Source organism: Micromonospora noduli (genome assembly GCF_003264475.1).
GTDB classification, from domain to species: domain Bacteria; phylum Actinomycetota; class Actinomycetes; order Mycobacteriales; family Micromonosporaceae; genus Micromonospora; species Micromonospora noduli.
The window spans coordinates 195,935-210,682 of the sequence record NZ_PYAC01000001.1 but is presented as its reverse complement, the minus strand read 5'-3'; the positions used below and the strand labels follow the sequence as shown (position 1 = coordinate 210,682).

Here is a 14,748-nt window from a genome sequence, read left to right as displayed (position 1 = left end):
CGTTTGGTCAGCGGGCACGCCAACGGGTGCAATAGGCGGATGGGAGTTCTGAGTACCGCGAGCCTGTTCGCCGCCACAGTGACCACCGGCCTGACCGCCGGGCTGTTCGCCGCCTTCGCGTACGCGGTCATGCCGGGTCTGGCCCGCACCGACGACCGGACGTTGGTGCTCGCCATGCGGCGGATCAACGAGTCGATCCTCAACGGTTGGTTCGCGGTGTGCTTCGGCGGCGCGCTGCTGTTCACGCTGCTGGCGGCGGCGCTGCACCTGGGGGCCGAGCGTCGGGCAGGGCTGCCGTGGATCGTCGCCGGGCTGGTGTTGTACCTGGTGGTGCTCGGCGTCACCGCCGTGGTCAACGTGCCGCTCAACAACGTGCTGGCCCGCGCCGGCGACGTCGACGACGCCACCGACCTCGCGGCGTTGCGGGCGCGCTTCGAGGTCACCTGGGTACGCGGCAACGTGGTCCGCGCCGTCGCGTCGACCGGTGCCTTCGGGTTGCTGGCGTGGGCGCTGGTGGTCGAAGGCCGGCTGCTCGGCTGAGGCCGGATGGGAGGGCGACCGACCGGGCCGGCGTCGGCTCAGTCGGTCGGGTCGGCCGTGCCGGCCTGCTGGAACGCGCGGGCCAGCTGGGCGAGGTCGAAGCCCTCGAAGTGCTGGAGGAACCGGCGGCGTACGGCGGCCAGGTGACTGGGCCAGGACTCCTGCAGGCGGGCGTAGCCCGCGTCGGTGAGGACGGCGTTCCAGCCGCGCGCGTCCTCCTCGCACCGTTCCCGTCGGACCAGGCCCTGCGTCTCCAGCCGGATGATCGTGCGGGTCATGCCGCTGAGGGAGAGGTGGCAGAGCGCGGCGAGCTCGTTCATGCGCATCCGCCGCTCCGGTGTCTCGGAGAGGTTCATCAGCGCGGTGTACTCGGTGAGCGGCAGCTGACGGTCACCGACCATGTCCGCGTCGATCGCGCGGGGCAGGACGTGCATCACCTGGCCCAGCGCGCGGACCAGGGATTCCTCGTCTGGGGTGAGGGGTTGTGGAGTCGCTGCGGAGGGGTTGGGCATCCTCCTATCATACTTGTTTGACTGAGCAAATGCTTACCCTCCGTGTGACTACGCCCATAGGCCACATATTTGCTTGACCAATCAAGCACCGGTTAGCGTTCCCGTCGTCAGGCAAGGACCTCTGAAAGGCGCCACACATGACCAGGATCGGGATCATTCTCGGAAGCACCCGCCCGGGGCGTAACGGCGAGGCTGTCGCCCGCTGGGTGCTCGACATCGCCAAGCAGCGCTCCGACGCGGAGTACGAGCTGATCGACCTGCTCGACTACCAGCTGCCGCACCTCGACGAGGCGTACCCGCCCTCGATGGGCCAGTACACCCAGCCGCACACCAAGCGGTGGGCCGAGACGATCGCGTCGTTCGACGGGTTCATCATCGTCACCCCCGAGTACAACCACTCGACCTCGGGCGCTCTGAAGAACGCGATCGACTTCCTCTACGCCGAGTGGAACAACAAGGCCGTCGGCTTCGTCAGCTACGGCTCGGTCGGCGGGACGCGCGCCGTGGAGCACCTGCGTCTGATCTCCGGTGAGCTCCAGATGGCCGACGTGCGCTCGCAGGTCGCGCTGTCGCTCTTCACCGACTTCGAGAACTTCAGCGTCTTCAAGCCCAACCAGTTCCACCAGGACTCGCTGACCGCCACGCTCGACCAGGTGGTCGCCTGGAGCGCGGCGCTCGCTCCGCTGCGCAAGGGCTGAGCGTTCCGCGCCTTTCGGAAACGGCCGTGGGGGATCCCACGGCCGTTTCCGGGCGTTCAGGCACGCTCTGCGCCGGCGAACAGGTCCAGCGACAGCTGCCACAGTCGCGCCGCCGCCGTGGGGTCGATCGCGTGGTCGGCGACGCCGCGCAGCGGGTCCGCCGGGTCGTGACGCACCGCCTGCTGGCAGTCCTCGAAGTACCGGCCGCCGGTGCCCTCCAGCTGCGGCCCCGCGGCGAGCAGCACGGAGGTCGCGGCCCCCTGCTGCGGGGTCTTGAAGTCGAACGCCGGAAGCTGCGCGTAGTCCTCCTCGGTGAGGTGCCGTCCCAGGTTGGTGACGACCGCGCCCGGGTTGGCCACGTTGACGGTGATGCCGTCGCCGGCCCAACGCCGGTTCGCCTCGACGGCGAACAGCGCGGTGGCGGTCTTCGACTCGCCGTAGGCGAGCAGACGGTCATAGGGGCGTGCCCGGAAGTTGACGTCCTCGAAGACCATCGGGGCCGAAACGTGGGCGATGGAACTCAGCGAAACGACGCGGGCCCCACCGGCCTCGGCGAGCGCCCGGTGCAGCCCGTTGGCGAGTGCGAAGTGGCCGAGGTGGTTGGTGGCCAACTGCAACTCCCAACCCTCCGCCGTGCGCATCTCGGGGGTCGCCGACACCCCGGCGTTGTTGACCAGGATGTGCAGGGGCCCGTCCCAGGCGGCCACGAACGCGGCGACCGACCGCTGGTCGGACAGGTCCAACGGCGCGACCCGGAGCAGCCGGTTCCCGGTCCCGGCGCCGATCTCCCGCGCGGTCCGTTCTCCGGCCCGCACGTCCCGTACCGCCACTGTCACCTCGGCGCCCGCCATGGCGAGCGCCCGGGCGGTCTCCACCCCGATGCCGGACGAGGCGCCGGTGACGATGGCGCGTTGCCCGGTCAGGTCGACACCGGCCACGACGTCGACGGCGGTGGATTGGGCGTTGAACGGCGTGCTGACGCGTGTTTCCGACATGAACGTCTTCCTTCGGTGGGTGTCCTCACGTGGCCGTGCCGGCTCGCCGTACCGGCGTACGGTGTGCCGGCGCCGCCCTTCACACCGATCGTGCGCGGAGGTCTGTGCGGACGGCCAACACGCTCTTCCTGGCGTGGCTACAGTCTGTTCCTGTGGCCACGCCTGAGCTGCGACAACTGCGGTACTTCCTGGTCCTCGCGGAGGAGCTGAGCTTCACCCGTGCCGCCGCCCGCCTGATGATCGCCCAGCAGTCGCTGTCGCAGCAGATCACCGCCCTGGAACGCGCCCTCGGGGCGAAACTGTTCGACCGTGACAGCCGCGGCACCACCCTCACCGACATCGGTGCCCTGTTCGTGCCCGAGGCGCGCGCCGTCACCGACCGCGCCGAGCAGGCCGTCGCCGTCGTGGAACGGGCCCTGCGGGGTGAGGTCGGCACCCTCCGGCTCGCCTTCCTGACCACCGTCGCCAACCATCTGCTGCCCCCGGTGGTCCGGGCAGCCCGCCAGCACCTCCCCGACCTGCACCTGGCCACCGAGTCCACCAGCATCGCGACACTGGTGCAGGGCGTCCTCGACGGGCGGTTCGACGTCGCCTTCACCCGGACCCCGCTCGTGCCCGGCCTGGAGTCCAGGAGACTGACGACCGAACCGGTCTGCGCGGTGCTGCCCGAGGGCCACCCGCTCGCCGGGCGCGACGAGTTGACCCTCGCCGACCTGGCGGACGAACCGTGGGTCATGACCCCGCGCAGCTCCTGGGAACCCTGGCACCGCGCCTACGAGGACCAGTTCCGGGAAGCGGGCTTCGTACCGACCGTCGTTCAGGAGGAGGCCGGCGTGCAGAGCCTCCTCGGCCTGGTCGCCGCCGGGCTCGGCGTCACCCGGCTCGCCTGCTCGGCGGCGAGTCTTCGCCGCACCGGCGTGGTGTTCGTTCCGCTGACCGGCGCCTACGCGTACACCGAGATGGTGTGGTTGGCGGGCAACACCGCGCCCGTGCTGCACCGCTTCCTGGACGTGGTCACGGAACTCGCGGCGACCACCGACCTCACCAGCACCGGCTGACGGTGAGCCGGCCGGCTCACCGCGTCGCGAGGTGGTGGGTGGTGCCGTCGGCGACGGCGCGAAGCTTGTCGGGGTTGGCGACGTTGTGGATGGCGGTGATGCGACCGCCGGCGTCGATGTCGAAGGAGACGGTGGCGACCACCCGACCCGCACCGCTGAACACCAGACCCGGGCCCCCGTTGATCTCGACCAGAGCGGCGCGCATGTCGTGCGGCGCGACGCCCTGGTAGGTGACGGTGGCGATGGCCGCGAACCACGCGGCGACCGTTCCCGCGCCCCTGATGGGACGCAGGGCCTGGCGGACCTTACCGCCACCGTCGGTCCACAACGTGACGTCCGGAGACAGCAGCTCCAGCAGGGTGTTGATGTCGCCACCGGTCGCGGCGGCGAGGAATCGCTCGGTGACCCCGCGCTGCTGCGACCGGTCCGCCGTGAAACGTTGCCGCTGGCCCCGAACGTGCTCGCGAGCCCGGTGGGCGATCTGGCGGACCGCCGCCTCGGAGCGCTCCACCGCCGCCGCGATCTCCGCGTGGCTGAAGTCGAAGACCTCCCGCAGGACGAACACGGCGCGTTCGAGCGGGCTGAGCGTCTCCAGCACCACCAGCATCGCCATCGACACCGACTCGGCGTCGGTGACGGCGTCGGCGGCGTCCCCTTCGGTCAGGACGGGTTCGGGCAACCACGGCCCCGGATAGGTCTCGCGGTGGTGCCGGGCCGAGCGCAGACGCTGCAACGCGAGGTTCGACACGATGCGGGCGAGGTACGCCTTCGGGTCGGCGACCTGGGAGCGGTCCGCCGAGGACCAGCTGATCCAGGCGTCCTGCACCGCGTCCTCGGCGTCGGCCGCGCTGCCGAGGATCCGGTAGGCCACCGAGAACAGCAGGTTGCGATGACTGTGGAACACCTGCTCGTCAGCGTCCGGCGAGTGCGTCACCGGGCGTCCCGCAGGCGGGTGAAGCGGCCGCCGCGCGGCCAGAACGCGCCGGAGGAGGGCAACCGCGACATGCGACGGTAGGTCGGCCAGGGCGAAGCGCTCACGGTTTCCTTGTACCAGACCGCCATCCGCCCGGTCAGACACCCGCGGCGAGGGCTGTCGTCCGGGCGGGTGAACTGCACGACCGCGTCGTTTCGACCCAGGCTCACCGGCGTGTGGTAGTAACCGAACCGGAACGGCCTGGGTTGCCTGCCCCGCAGCGCGCGGGCGATCGACACCGCCGCGTGCACGCCGGTCGGCATACCGCTCTGGCAGGTGCCGTGCAGCACCCCGTAACCCTGCCGGATCGCTGCCGCATCGCCGATCGCGTACACCTCGGGGTGCGACACCGACCGCAACGCGGAGTCGGTGACGACGCGACCGCGTTCGTCGACGGTCAACCCGGCGGCGGCGGCCAGCGGCGCCACCCGGGTACCACCCGTCCAGAGGACGATGTCGGCCGCCACGGTCTCCGCACCGGCCAGTTCGACAGCGTCGGGCCGGACCCTGGTGACCGCCGCTCCGGTGATCACCTGGACGCCGAGGCGGGTCAGCGCGGCCCGCAGGTACGCCCGGGCCTTCGGGTTCATGCTCGCTCCCGGGTCCTGCTGGCCCACCAGCGTGACACCGACCTCCGGGTGCCGTTCCGCGATCTCCGCGGCCGCCTCGATCCCGGTCAACCCGCTGCCGACCACGACGACAGTGCCGGCGCCGAGCCGTGCCAGCCGGTCCGCCAGCGTGGTCGCGCCACTCGGACCGTCCAGGCTGTACGCGTGCTCCTCGACGCCCGGGACCGCCGCCGTGTCCGTCACGCTGCCCAACGCGTAGACCAGGGTGTCGTAGCGCAGCACCCGGCTGTCGTCGACGCGGACGGTCTTCGCGTGCGCGTCCACCGCCGTCACCCAGCCGCGCACGAACTGCGCACCCGTTCCCGCCAGCAGCTCACTGATGTCCAGCTCGGCGAGCCGCTGACCGGTCGCCGTCATGTGCAGCCGGAGACGCTCGGTGAACCGCTCCTGCGCGTTGACCACTGTCACCTGCACGTCGGCCCGCCTGGTCCGGGCCGCCAGTTGGGTCGCCGCGGCCATGCCCGCGTAGCCCGCGCCGAGGATCAGCACGCGGTGTGTGTCCGCCGGGACCTGTCGATGCGCTGTGCTCATTGTTCCGCCTCTCTGATCGGACTGACGACCACGAGATGCGTGCCGCTCGTCGGTTCGTGACATGGCAGCGATGTGACGCCCGCCACGGCCAGCGTCGGAGGGGCGCGTTCACTACCCTTGGCGCGATGAGCCGATCCGCCGTCGCTGGTCGGGCTCCGCTCTGGCGGGACCGGACCTTCGGCACGTACTGGGTCGCCCAGTCGCTCTCGGCGGCCGGCGACTCGTTCGCCTACCTGGCGGTGCCGCTGCTGGTGCTCCAGGCGACCGGGTCGGTGGCGCAGATGGGCCTGCTCACCGCGGTCGCGGGCGCGGCGTCCGTCGTCGCCGGGATCTTCGGTGGGGTGCTGGTCGACCGGTACGACCGCCGCACCTTGATGATCGTGGCGGACCTGACCCGGCTGGTGCTCTACGCCCTGGTGCCACTGGCGTGGCTCGCCGGCCCGCAGGTCTGGCTGCTCTTCGTCGTGCTGCCCATCTGCGAGGCGGCCGGCATGCTGTTCCAGGTCGCTGCGGTGACCGCGGTCCGCAACCTCGTCGACTCCGACTGGATCACCGAGGCCAACGGCCGGTTGCAGGCGACGTACGCGGCGGCGGCCGTGCTCGGGCCGCTGCTCGCCGGTGTGGTGGCGGCCCGCTTCGGCCCGGCCACCGCCATCGCCGTCAACGCGGCGAGCTTCGCGCTCTCGGCGGCCGGCCTGTGGCTGATCCGACTGCGCCCCGTCCGGGTGGACGAGGGGGTGGCCCGGCAACGTCCGCTGGCTGAGTTCCTGGCCGGGGCGCGGTTCCTGTGGCGACAGCCCGTGCTGCGCGCGCTGACCGTCCTGTTGTCGGTCTTCATCTTCCTCACCTACGGCTTCGTCGACGTGCTGATCTACCACGTCACGCACGACCTCGGCGGCTCGGAGGGCACTGTCGGCACGGTGCTCGGCCTGGCGGCGCTGGGCACTGTCGCCGGCGCGCTGCTGGTGGCGCCGCTGCGCCGCCTTCGCGGCTTCGGCCCCACCTGGATCGGCGCGCACGCGATCTGCGGTTTCGCCGTGGCGGGGGTCGGCCTCGCCACCACAGTGCCGGCGGTCACCACACTGACGGCGGTGTACCTGTGCTGTCTCAGCGTCGGCGGGATCTGTTCGATGTCCCTGCGCCAGGAGATCACCCCCGATCACCTGCTGGGCCGGGTCACGTCGGCGTTCTGGAGCACGCACTACGCCCTCGGTCCGGCCGGCGCTGTGGTGCTGACCTGGGCCGCCGGCCGCTACGGTGCTCCGGCGGTCACGCTCGCGGCCGGCGCCGGGTGCCTGCTGGTCGCGGTCGGCGGCCTCTTCACCCCGATCCGCCGTGCCGGCGCGGAGCCGGCCGCCGGGCAGCCCGGACTGCGCCCGGCCCCGGCCGGCGGCACCGCTGGTTGAGACGGCGGCACCGTTGGTGGAGACGCTATGGAGCTGATGTCGTAAACGATTCAGGCGGCGGGGAGGCCCCAGGCGGTGGGGAAGATCCGGACGGCCCGGCCAGGGGCCGATTCGTTTGTGACATCAACTCCAAAGGCGCCGATCACCACAGTGGCCTCCTGAGCGAGCGGAGCGGGAGCGGTCAGAACTCCTGGTACATCACGTGCAGGCCGACCCGGCCGAGGATGGGGTGACCGAACGCGCCCGGCACGGTGCCGACCACCTCGAAGCCCTCCCGCCGGTACAGCCGCACCGCCGAACTGTTGCTCTCCGCCACGGCGTTGAACTTTATGCCGGCGTAGCCCTGCCGGCGGGCCCAGGTGAGGGCGTCGCGGCACAGCGGTGCCCACGCGCCGGACAATCCGTTGTCCGCGGGTGCATCTGCGCGGCCTACCCGGTGCGAAGCATGGATCGTGACGAGACGTCACGGATCCGGTCGCTTCGACGAAAGGCCCGCTGATGAAGATCGCACGAATCGCCGCCCGGATGGCGGTGGGTGCCGTGGCCACCGCGCTGGCCACCACCGCGGTCGCCGTACCGGCCGCTCAGGCCACCAGCAAGCCCAAGCCGCTCGGCACGACGTCACTCGCCCAGGTGCTCACCCGGGACAGCAGCGGCTTCGATCGCAACTCGCGTGATTTCGACGTGCTGACGGCGGCCGTGCTGGCCGTGCTGGAGGCCAAGCCGAACTCTCCGGTCAAGGTGCTCACCGACGGCACCGTGGCGCTGACCGCGTTCATCCCCACCGACGCCGCCTTCCAGCAGTTGGTCCGCGAGATCACGCAGGCCCGGAAGCTGCCGAGTGAGAGCGCCGCCTTCACCGCAGTGGCCGGGCTGGGCATCGACACCGTCGAGTCGGTGCTGCTCTACCACGTGGTTCCGGGGGCCACCATCGACCGCAAGACGGCGGTCCGGGCCGACGGCACGGACCTGACTACCGCGCTCGGTTCGACCGTCGAGGTCGACGTGCGCACCTACCTGTACTTCTTCCGCCAGGTGCGGCTGGTCGACGCCGACACCGACGACCGTGACGCGCGGGTCGTCTCCTACGACGTCAACAAGGGCAACCGGCAGATCGCGCACGCCGTGGACCGGGTGCTGCGCCCGATCGACCTACCCTGACCGCGGGCGGGTGGCGTCCGACCACGCGCCGGACGCCACCCGCGCCGGGCGGTCAGCCCGAGGCGAGCGCAGCCAGTTCCTCGTCGAGCAGGGCCGCCAGCCGGGCCGACCGCCCGGGATGGCTGCGCGCTGTCATCCCGCGGCTGGGCATCTCCACAGTCATCAGCAGGTACAGGTGCAACCGGTAGAGACCGAGCCGGCGGCGTGCCGAAGCGTCCAGCACCAACGGTTCGACTGCGCTGGCCTGGTAACCGAGCAGCAGAGGGTGCTCCGGCTCGTCCTCGACGCGTCGGAAGAGCAGCGGTGAAACCAGGTCCAGCAGTGGGTCGCCGTAGAGGAACCGCTCGCCGTCCACCAGGCCGCGCAGCCGCAACCGGCCGTCCCCGTCGGGCGCCGCCAGCACGTTGCCGTCCCAGCAGTCGAAGTGCAGCAGCGCCGGCCGGCGCACCTCGTCGAGCACGTCGCCGTGCCGCCCCACCAGTGCGTGCAGGCGGTCCGGGGTCACCGGCAGCCGGACGTCCCAGTCGACCGCGTCGGCCAGGAGCGCGTCGAGCATCGCCGTGAACGCCGCCCGCCAGGTCGGCCCGCCGGCCCGTTCGTCGTCGTACCCGAACCGCTCACCGGTCACCCGGTGCAACGCGGCGAGAGCCACCCCGAGGTCGTAGCGCGCCGGGCCGTCGTCGACCACGACACCGGCCTCGGCCAGGTCGGCCAACGACCGGCCGGGCAGCAGCGCAGTGACCAACCACTCGCCGTACGCCGGGTCGGCGCCGCGCCAGAGCACCGGGGGGACGGGCACCTGCGGCGCCCGCTGCGCGACGAGCCGAAAGTACCGCTCCTCGGCAGCGCAGAGCCCGCGCTCGTAGCGCAGCAGCGGCGTTCCGGCCGGCGGCGCCAGCTTCAGCACCACCCGACGGTCGTCGTCGAGCAGCACCCACCAGACCGTCGCGTACCCTCCACCGGCCAGTGGACCGGCGTCCCGGACCCGGGTGTGTGGCCCGAACGACGCACCGACCAGGTACGCCACATCGGCGCGCGTGAGGGGCCGCTGGGTCGGGCTGACACCGGTCACGACGTGCTGTCACCTCGCCGTGCGCGTGGCGCGGAACCCGCTGTGGCGCGGGTGGACAGTGGGACGGGACCGGCGGTGTCGCGGCGGACCAGCTCGGCGGGGAGCACCTCGACCCGGGGCGTCGGGGCCCCGACGCCGAGCACCAGGGACATCGCCCGCACACCCATGTCGACCAGGGGCAGCCGCACGGTGGTCAACGCCGGGGTCACGTCCCGGGCGATCGGCATGTCGTCGAAACCCAGCACCGAGATCTGCTGCGGCACGGCCAACCCACGCGCGCGCAGGGTGGCGAGCGCGCCGATGGCCATCGAGTCGTTGAGCGCCACGATCGCGGTCAGCTCCGGGTCGGCGTCGAGCAGTCGGGCGGTGGCCTCGGCCCCGCCGTCGCGGTCGAACTCCGCGTACCGGATGCGCCGTTCGGGCAGCTCGCGGCCCTGCTCTGTGAGGGCCTGCCGGAGCCCGGCGAGCCGGTCGGTGGTGGTGGTCAGGATGCGCGGGCCGGCGACCACACCGATCGCCCGGTGCCCCAGACCGCACAGCTCCCGCCCGGCGAGGTAGCCGCCGGTCCGGTTGTCCGGCATCACCGCGTCGCCGGAGTGCTCGTGCCGGCCGATCACCGCCACCCGCCCGCCGGTGGCCTCGTACGCGGCGAGCTTCTCGTTGAGTTGCCGGGTGAACGCCTCGTCGTGGTAGCCCGAGCCGGCCAGGATCAGCGCGGCCACCTGGTGGCCGCGCAGCAGCTCCACGTACTCCAACTCGCGGTCCGGGTCCCGGTAGCTGTTGCAGATCATCAGCAGTCGGCCCTGGTCGGTGGCGACCCGTTGCAGCCCCCGGGTGATCTCGGCGAAGTACGGGTCGGAGACGTCGTGCACGATCACGCCGACCGCGCTGCGGTGCGAGCGGGCCAGCAGTTGGGCGTGCGCGTTCGGCACGTACTGCAACTCGGCGACGGCGGCGAGCACCCGTTCGCGCAGCTCGTCGGTGACCGGCTTGCTGCTGCCGTTGATGACGCGGGAGGCGGTGGCGGGCGAGACGCCCGCTCGGCGGGCCACATCGGACAGGGTCGCCATGGCCCGCCCCCTCGATCTGTTGACGGCGTTTCGTCGTGCCGGCTAGCGTCACCGTACCGCAGAGAAAGCCCTTTCCCGCAGGGAGGCCCGGCCGTGTCCGATCGCTTCGCGGTACTTCAACTTGACGACCTTCCCGTCCGGCACTGCTCGTGTGGGACCACCCGCCGGGGTTTCATCGCCGAGAGCGAGGGCCAGGCCAGCGTGCATCTGCTCCAGGTGCAGGACGCGGTGACCCACCACCACCGGATCGCCACCGAGTACTACGTCGTGCTCGCCGGTGAGGGCGAGATCGAGCTGGACGGTGTCCGTCACCCGGCCCGGCCGATGTCCGCGTTCCTGATCAAGCCGGGCTGCCGGCACCGGGCCATCGGCGATCTCACCGTGCTGCTGGTGTCTTTGCCGGCCGCCGACGACACCGACGAGTACTTCGATGCGTGATCGGCCGGCACCGCTGCCCGGTGGGGTCGGGGTGTCCCGGCTGCGCGTCTACGACACAGTGGCCCCGGACGGCCTGGTCGGGGGCACCCCGCACGTGCACCTGTGCTGCACCGAGGGGTACGTGGTGACCGACGGCGAGGGCGCGGTGCAGACCCTGACCACGGCTGGCTACCGGGAGACGCCGCTGCGCCCGGGGGTGGTGGTCTGGTTCGAGCCGGGCACCGTGCACCGCCTGGTCAACACCGGCGGGCTGAGCATCGTGGTGCTGATGCAGAACAGCGGCCTGCCCGAGGCCGGCGACGCGGTGCTGACCTTCCCACCCGAGGTGCTGGCCGACCCGGCCGCGTACGACGCGGCGGCGGCGTTGCCCGACGGGGGAGCGCCGGGCGCGGACGTGCACGCCGCGTACCGCCGTCGGGATCTGGCGGTGACCGGCTTCCAGGCCCTGCGGTCCGGCGGTCCGGCGGCGCTGGCCGCGTTCCACGCCGCCGCGGTCGCCCTGCGCCAGCCGCTGCTGACGCGGTGGCGGCAGCGGTGGGAGGCCGGCGCGGGCCGCGCCGCCGCCGACACCGCCGAGCAGCTCGACGCCCTGGAGCGGGGGGATCCCGGCCACCTGGGCGACGCCGGGGTGTACGCGGTGAACGAGCCGGTCGAGCGGGGCCGGTTGGGTATGTGCGGCCTCCTCGACACCTACCCGGCGGCCGGCTGACCGTCCCTTCGGGACAGCTGCCGGGCATCGGCGGAAACAGATCGAGGAAAGGCCTTGCCCGGCGTGAGGGGGCCGCCTACGCTCCAGGAAAGCGTTTGCCTGATCCGCCGACGGCCCGGTCCATGGGTGCCGTACCGGGCCCCGAGGAGGTTCCGCGTGACCGAGAACTCTTTGGACACGGCGGGCCGGCAGGCCGCCGCCGACCAGGCCAGCGGTGCGAGAGCAGCCGCTGCCGGGCCTGGCAGTGTCGATGCGGCGGACGGCCTCGACGGCACGGCTTCGTCCACTGTGGCAAAACAGCCGCCCGGTGGCGGCCGTCCACCACGTCCCACGCTCGGTCGCCGGGCGCTGACCTTCGCCGACTCGCTCTGGCGTCCGGCGCTGGTGCTCGCGGTCTTCTTCGCCGCCTGGTGGTTCGTCGCGGCCCGCGAGTACGTCCCGAACTACCTGGTGCCCACCCCCGGCCAGGTGTGGGAGACGATGACCACGCAGTGGTCCGAGCTGGCCCGGCACACACTGGTCACCCTCTACGAGACGGTGCTCGGCTTCGTGCTGGCCGCCGTGTTGGGTCTGGTCACCGCAGTCGCCATCGCCTACTCCCGCACCCTGGACAAGGCGCTCTACCCGATCGTCCTGTTCGCACAGGTCATTCCGAAGATCGCCATCGCGCCGCTGCTGGTGGTCTGGTTCGGCCTCGGCCTCACCCCGAAGATCATCCTGGCGGTGCTCATCGCGTTCTTCCCGGTGGTCATCTCCGGCGTGGCCGGGCTGCGCTCCACCGACCCGGAGTTGCTCGACCTCGCCGCCACCATGGGCGCCGGGCCGTGGCGCACCTTCCGCAAGATCCGCTTCCCGAACGCGTTGCCGCACCTGATGGCCGGCCTGAAGGTGGCCGTCACCCTCGCCGTGGTCGGTGCCGTGGTCGGTGAGTTCGTCGGCGCCAGCGAAGGGCTCGGCTACGTCCTGTTGCTGGCCAACGGCAACCTCGACTCCGCGCTGCTGTTCGCCGACCTGATCCTGATGTCGGCCATCGGCATCGTCCTGTTCGTCCTGGTCGAGATCGCCGAGGCACTGCTCATTCCGTGGCACGCCAGCCGCCGGGCCGGCGTGTCCCTCACCACCTCCTGACCGACCCCATCACGGAGGCACCGATGAAACGCACCGCCACCACCATCCTGGCCACCGCCGCCCTGCTCCTCGCCGTCACCGGCTGCGGTGGGGACGATCCCGCCGGCAGCACCAACGCCGACGGCAGCAAGCAGGTCACCCTCACCCTCAACTGGGTGCCCTACGGCGAGCACGCGCCCTTCTACTACGGCCTGCAGAAGGGTTACTACTCCGCCGAGGGCATCGACCTGAAGATCCTGCCCGGCAACGGCTCGGGCAACACCGTCAAGCAGGTCGCCCAGAAGCAGACCGACTTCGGCTGGGCGGACAGCCCGGTGCTGCTGAAGTCGGTGGCCAGCGGCATGCCGGTGCGCAGCCTCGGCGCGTACCTGGAGAAGGGACCCTCCTCGGTGGAGTTTTTCACCGAGGAGAACATCAAGACCCCGGCCGACCTCAAGGGCAAGACCGTCGGCGGCACCCCCGGCGACGCCCTCTACGCGACCTTCCCGGCCTGGCTGGAGAAGAACGGCCTCAAGAAGGACGACGTCAAGGTGGTCAACGTCGACGCCGCTGGCAAGATCGCCGCCCTGGCCGAGGGCAAGGTCGACGCCATCATGGGCTTCTTCCACGACCAGGCGCCCACCATCGAGAGCAAGACCAGCAAGAAGGTCGACGTGCTGCTCTTCGCCGACTACGGGATGAACCTGCTCGGCACCGGCCTGATCGCCAACACCCAGACCCTGCAGAAGGACCCGGAGCTGGTCCGCAAGTTCGTTCGGGCCACCCAGAAGTCCTGGGCCGACGCCGCCCGGGACCCGGCCGGCGCGGTGAGCGCGATGACGGCTCTGGCCGAGAACGAGCCGGCGCCCGAGGTGCTCACCAAGCAGCTCACGCTCAACATGCCGCTGATCGGCGCGGACGGCCCGCCCGGGGTGAACACCGAGGCCCAGTGGACCGAGACCATCGACCTGATGTCCCGCTACGCCGAGCTGAAGGACCCGGGAGCGCCCAGCGCGTACTGGGACTCCTCGTACGCGGCGCAGGGGTGACCCGGTGACCGCCGCGCCGGCAGCCACCGGCACCGCCATCGGGATGTCCGGGCTGACCGTCCGGTTCACCACCCGACGGTCGCAGACCACCGCGTTGGACGACGTGTCGCTGGACATCGAGCCGGGCGAGTTCGTCACGATCGTCGGCCCGTCCGGCTGCGGCAAGTCCACCCTTCTGAAGATCGTCGCGGGGTTGGTCAAGCCAACCAGCGGTGACGTGTCGCTGTTGCAGCGCCCGGTGCGCGGCCCGCAGAAGGAGATCGGCTTCGTCTTCCAGAAGGCCGCGTTGCTGGAGTGGCGCGGTGCCCGAGCCAACATCCTGCTCCAGGCCGAGATGCGCGGCATGGACCGGGCGCAGGCGGCCCGCCGCGCCGACGAGCTGATCGAGATGACCGGCCTGACCGGCTTCGAGAAGGCTTTGCCACACGAGCTGTCCGGCGGCATGCAGCAGCGGGTGGCGCTCTGCCGCGCGCTGCTGCACTCCCCGCCGGTGCTGCTCATGGACGAACCGTTCGGCGCCCTGGACGCGCTGACCCGGGAGCAGATGAACGCCGAACTGCACCGGATCTGGCGGGAGACCGGGACCACTGTGGTGCTGGTCACCCACTCCATCGCCGAGGCGGTCTTCCTCGGCACCCGGGTCGTGGTGATGAGTCCCCGGCCCGGCCGGATCATCCGCACCTTTTCGGTCGAGCTGCCGGCGCACCGCGACTACGCGCAGGTGATGTCGGATCCCCGCTTCGACCGGCTCGCCACCGACCTGCGTGGGTTGCTCGGCAGCGCGGCCGCCAACCACTGAG

At 71.5% G+C, this 14,748-nt stretch carries 16 protein-coding genes and 1 pseudogene; 10 read left to right on the top strand and 7 right to left on the bottom strand.

The annotated features are described in order from the left end of the window. The first annotated feature begins 39 nt into the window (after window positions 1-39). Window positions 40-540, top strand: coding sequence for an anthrone oxygenase family protein (locus MED15_RS00975; RefSeq protein ID WP_112725084.1), 501 nt, complete (start codon window positions 40-42; stop codon window positions 538-540). Between the two features lie 38 nt (window positions 541-578). Here MED15_RS00975 and MED15_RS00970 read toward each other — a convergent pair whose 3' ends face one another. Then, window positions 579-1,052, bottom strand: a complete 474-nt coding sequence (locus tag MED15_RS00970; protein WP_112725085.1) for a MarR family winged helix-turn-helix transcriptional regulator — start codon at window positions 1,050-1,052, stop codon at window positions 579-581. Window positions 1,053-1,189: 137 nt separating this feature from the next. Here MED15_RS00970 and MED15_RS00965 point away from each other — a divergent pair, with 137 nt between their 5' ends. Continuing rightward, window positions 1,190-1,750, top strand: a complete 561-nt coding sequence (locus tag MED15_RS00965) for an NADPH-dependent FMN reductase (RefSeq protein ID WP_112699386.1) — start codon at window positions 1,190-1,192, stop codon at window positions 1,748-1,750. A 56-nt stretch (window positions 1,751-1,806) separates the two neighbouring features. Here MED15_RS00965 and MED15_RS00960 read toward each other — a convergent pair whose 3' ends face one another. Next, window positions 1,807-2,745, bottom strand: a complete 939-nt coding sequence (locus MED15_RS00960) for an SDR family NAD(P)-dependent oxidoreductase (RefSeq protein ID WP_112734575.1) — start codon at window positions 2,743-2,745, stop codon at window positions 1,807-1,809. 152 nt (window positions 2,746-2,897) lie between these two features. Here MED15_RS00960 and MED15_RS00955 point away from each other — a divergent pair, with 152 nt between their 5' ends. Then, window positions 2,898-3,803 carry a LysR family transcriptional regulator gene (locus MED15_RS00955; protein ID WP_112734917.1) on the top strand — a complete coding sequence of 302 codons (906 nt, stop codon included), beginning with the start codon at window positions 2,898-2,900 and terminating at the stop codon, window positions 3,801-3,803. Between the two features lie 16 nt (window positions 3,804-3,819). On the opposite strand, the gene MED15_RS00950 is transcribed toward MED15_RS00955, so the two are convergent. Beyond that, complete coding sequence (locus MED15_RS00950; RefSeq protein WP_112725087.1) at window positions 3,820-4,737, bottom strand: RNA polymerase sigma-70 factor; 918 nt, start codon at window positions 4,735-4,737, stop codon at window positions 3,820-3,822. Beyond that, a complete protein-coding gene (locus tag MED15_RS00945) occupies window positions 4,734-5,936 on the bottom strand; it encodes an NAD(P)/FAD-dependent oxidoreductase (RefSeq protein WP_112589999.1) in 1,203 nt (400 codons plus the stop codon). Before MED15_RS00945 ends, MED15_RS00950 begins: the two co-directional genes overlap by 4 nt. Before the next feature lie 125 nt (window positions 5,937-6,061). On the opposite strand from MED15_RS00945, the gene MED15_RS00940 reads away from it, so the two are divergent. Continuing rightward, window positions 6,062-7,342, top strand: coding sequence for an MFS transporter (locus MED15_RS00940; RefSeq protein ID WP_112734574.1), 1,281 nt, complete (start codon window positions 6,062-6,064; stop codon window positions 7,340-7,342). 181 nt (window positions 7,343-7,523) lie between these two features. Here MED15_RS00940 and MED15_RS00935 read toward each other — a convergent pair. Continuing rightward, a pseudogene (locus MED15_RS00935) lies at window positions 7,524-7,754 on the bottom strand (N-acetyltransferase); the annotation flags it as partial. Between the two features lie 86 nt (window positions 7,755-7,840). On the opposite strand from MED15_RS00935, the gene MED15_RS00930 reads away from it, so the two are divergent. Beyond that, window positions 7,841-8,503 (top strand): fasciclin domain-containing protein, encoded by a 663-nt coding sequence (locus MED15_RS00930; protein ID WP_112602446.1) that lies wholly within the window; start codon window positions 7,841-7,843, stop codon window positions 8,501-8,503. Window positions 8,504-8,555: 52 nt separating this feature from the next. On the opposite strand, the gene MED15_RS00925 is transcribed toward MED15_RS00930, so the two are convergent. Beyond that, on the bottom strand, window positions 8,556-9,575 hold the full coding sequence (locus MED15_RS00925) for a phosphotransferase family protein (RefSeq protein WP_112734573.1): 1,020 nt from the start codon (window positions 9,573-9,575) through the stop codon (window positions 8,556-8,558). Beyond that, on the bottom strand, window positions 9,572-10,645 hold the full coding sequence (locus MED15_RS00920) for a LacI family DNA-binding transcriptional regulator (protein ID WP_112699380.1): 1,074 nt from the start codon (window positions 10,643-10,645) through the stop codon (window positions 9,572-9,574). The genes MED15_RS00925 and MED15_RS00920 overlap by 4 nt, the downstream gene beginning before the upstream one ends. A 93-nt stretch (window positions 10,646-10,738) precedes the next feature. Here MED15_RS00920 and MED15_RS00915 point away from each other — a divergent pair, with 93 nt between their 5' ends. The 5 genes from MED15_RS00915 (at window position 10,739) to MED15_RS00895 (ending at window position 14,747) form a co-directional block, all read left to right on the top strand. After that, window positions 10,739-11,083: a cupin domain-containing protein gene (locus MED15_RS00915; RefSeq protein ID WP_112602449.1), complete on the top strand. Its 345-nt coding sequence runs from the start codon at window positions 10,739-10,741 to the stop codon at window positions 11,081-11,083. Then, complete coding sequence (locus MED15_RS00910; RefSeq protein WP_112725091.1) at window positions 11,076-11,792, top strand: cupin domain-containing protein; 717 nt, start codon at window positions 11,076-11,078, stop codon at window positions 11,790-11,792. Before MED15_RS00915 ends, MED15_RS00910 begins: the two co-directional genes overlap by 8 nt. Window positions 11,793-11,948: 156 nt before the next feature. Next, window positions 11,949-12,920: an ABC transporter permease gene (locus tag MED15_RS00905; RefSeq protein WP_208646435.1), complete on the top strand. Its 972-nt coding sequence runs from the start codon at window positions 11,949-11,951 to the stop codon at window positions 12,918-12,920. 23 nt (window positions 12,921-12,943) lie between these two features. Continuing rightward, window positions 12,944-13,948: an ABC transporter substrate-binding protein gene (locus MED15_RS00900; protein ID WP_112734916.1), complete on the top strand. Its 1,005-nt coding sequence runs from the start codon at window positions 12,944-12,946 to the stop codon at window positions 13,946-13,948. Between the two features lie 43 nt (window positions 13,949-13,991). After that, window positions 13,992-14,747: an ABC transporter ATP-binding protein gene (locus MED15_RS00895; protein WP_425271069.1), complete on the top strand. Its 756-nt coding sequence runs from the start codon at window positions 13,992-13,994 to the stop codon at window positions 14,745-14,747. Window position 14,748: the final 1 nt, after the last annotated feature.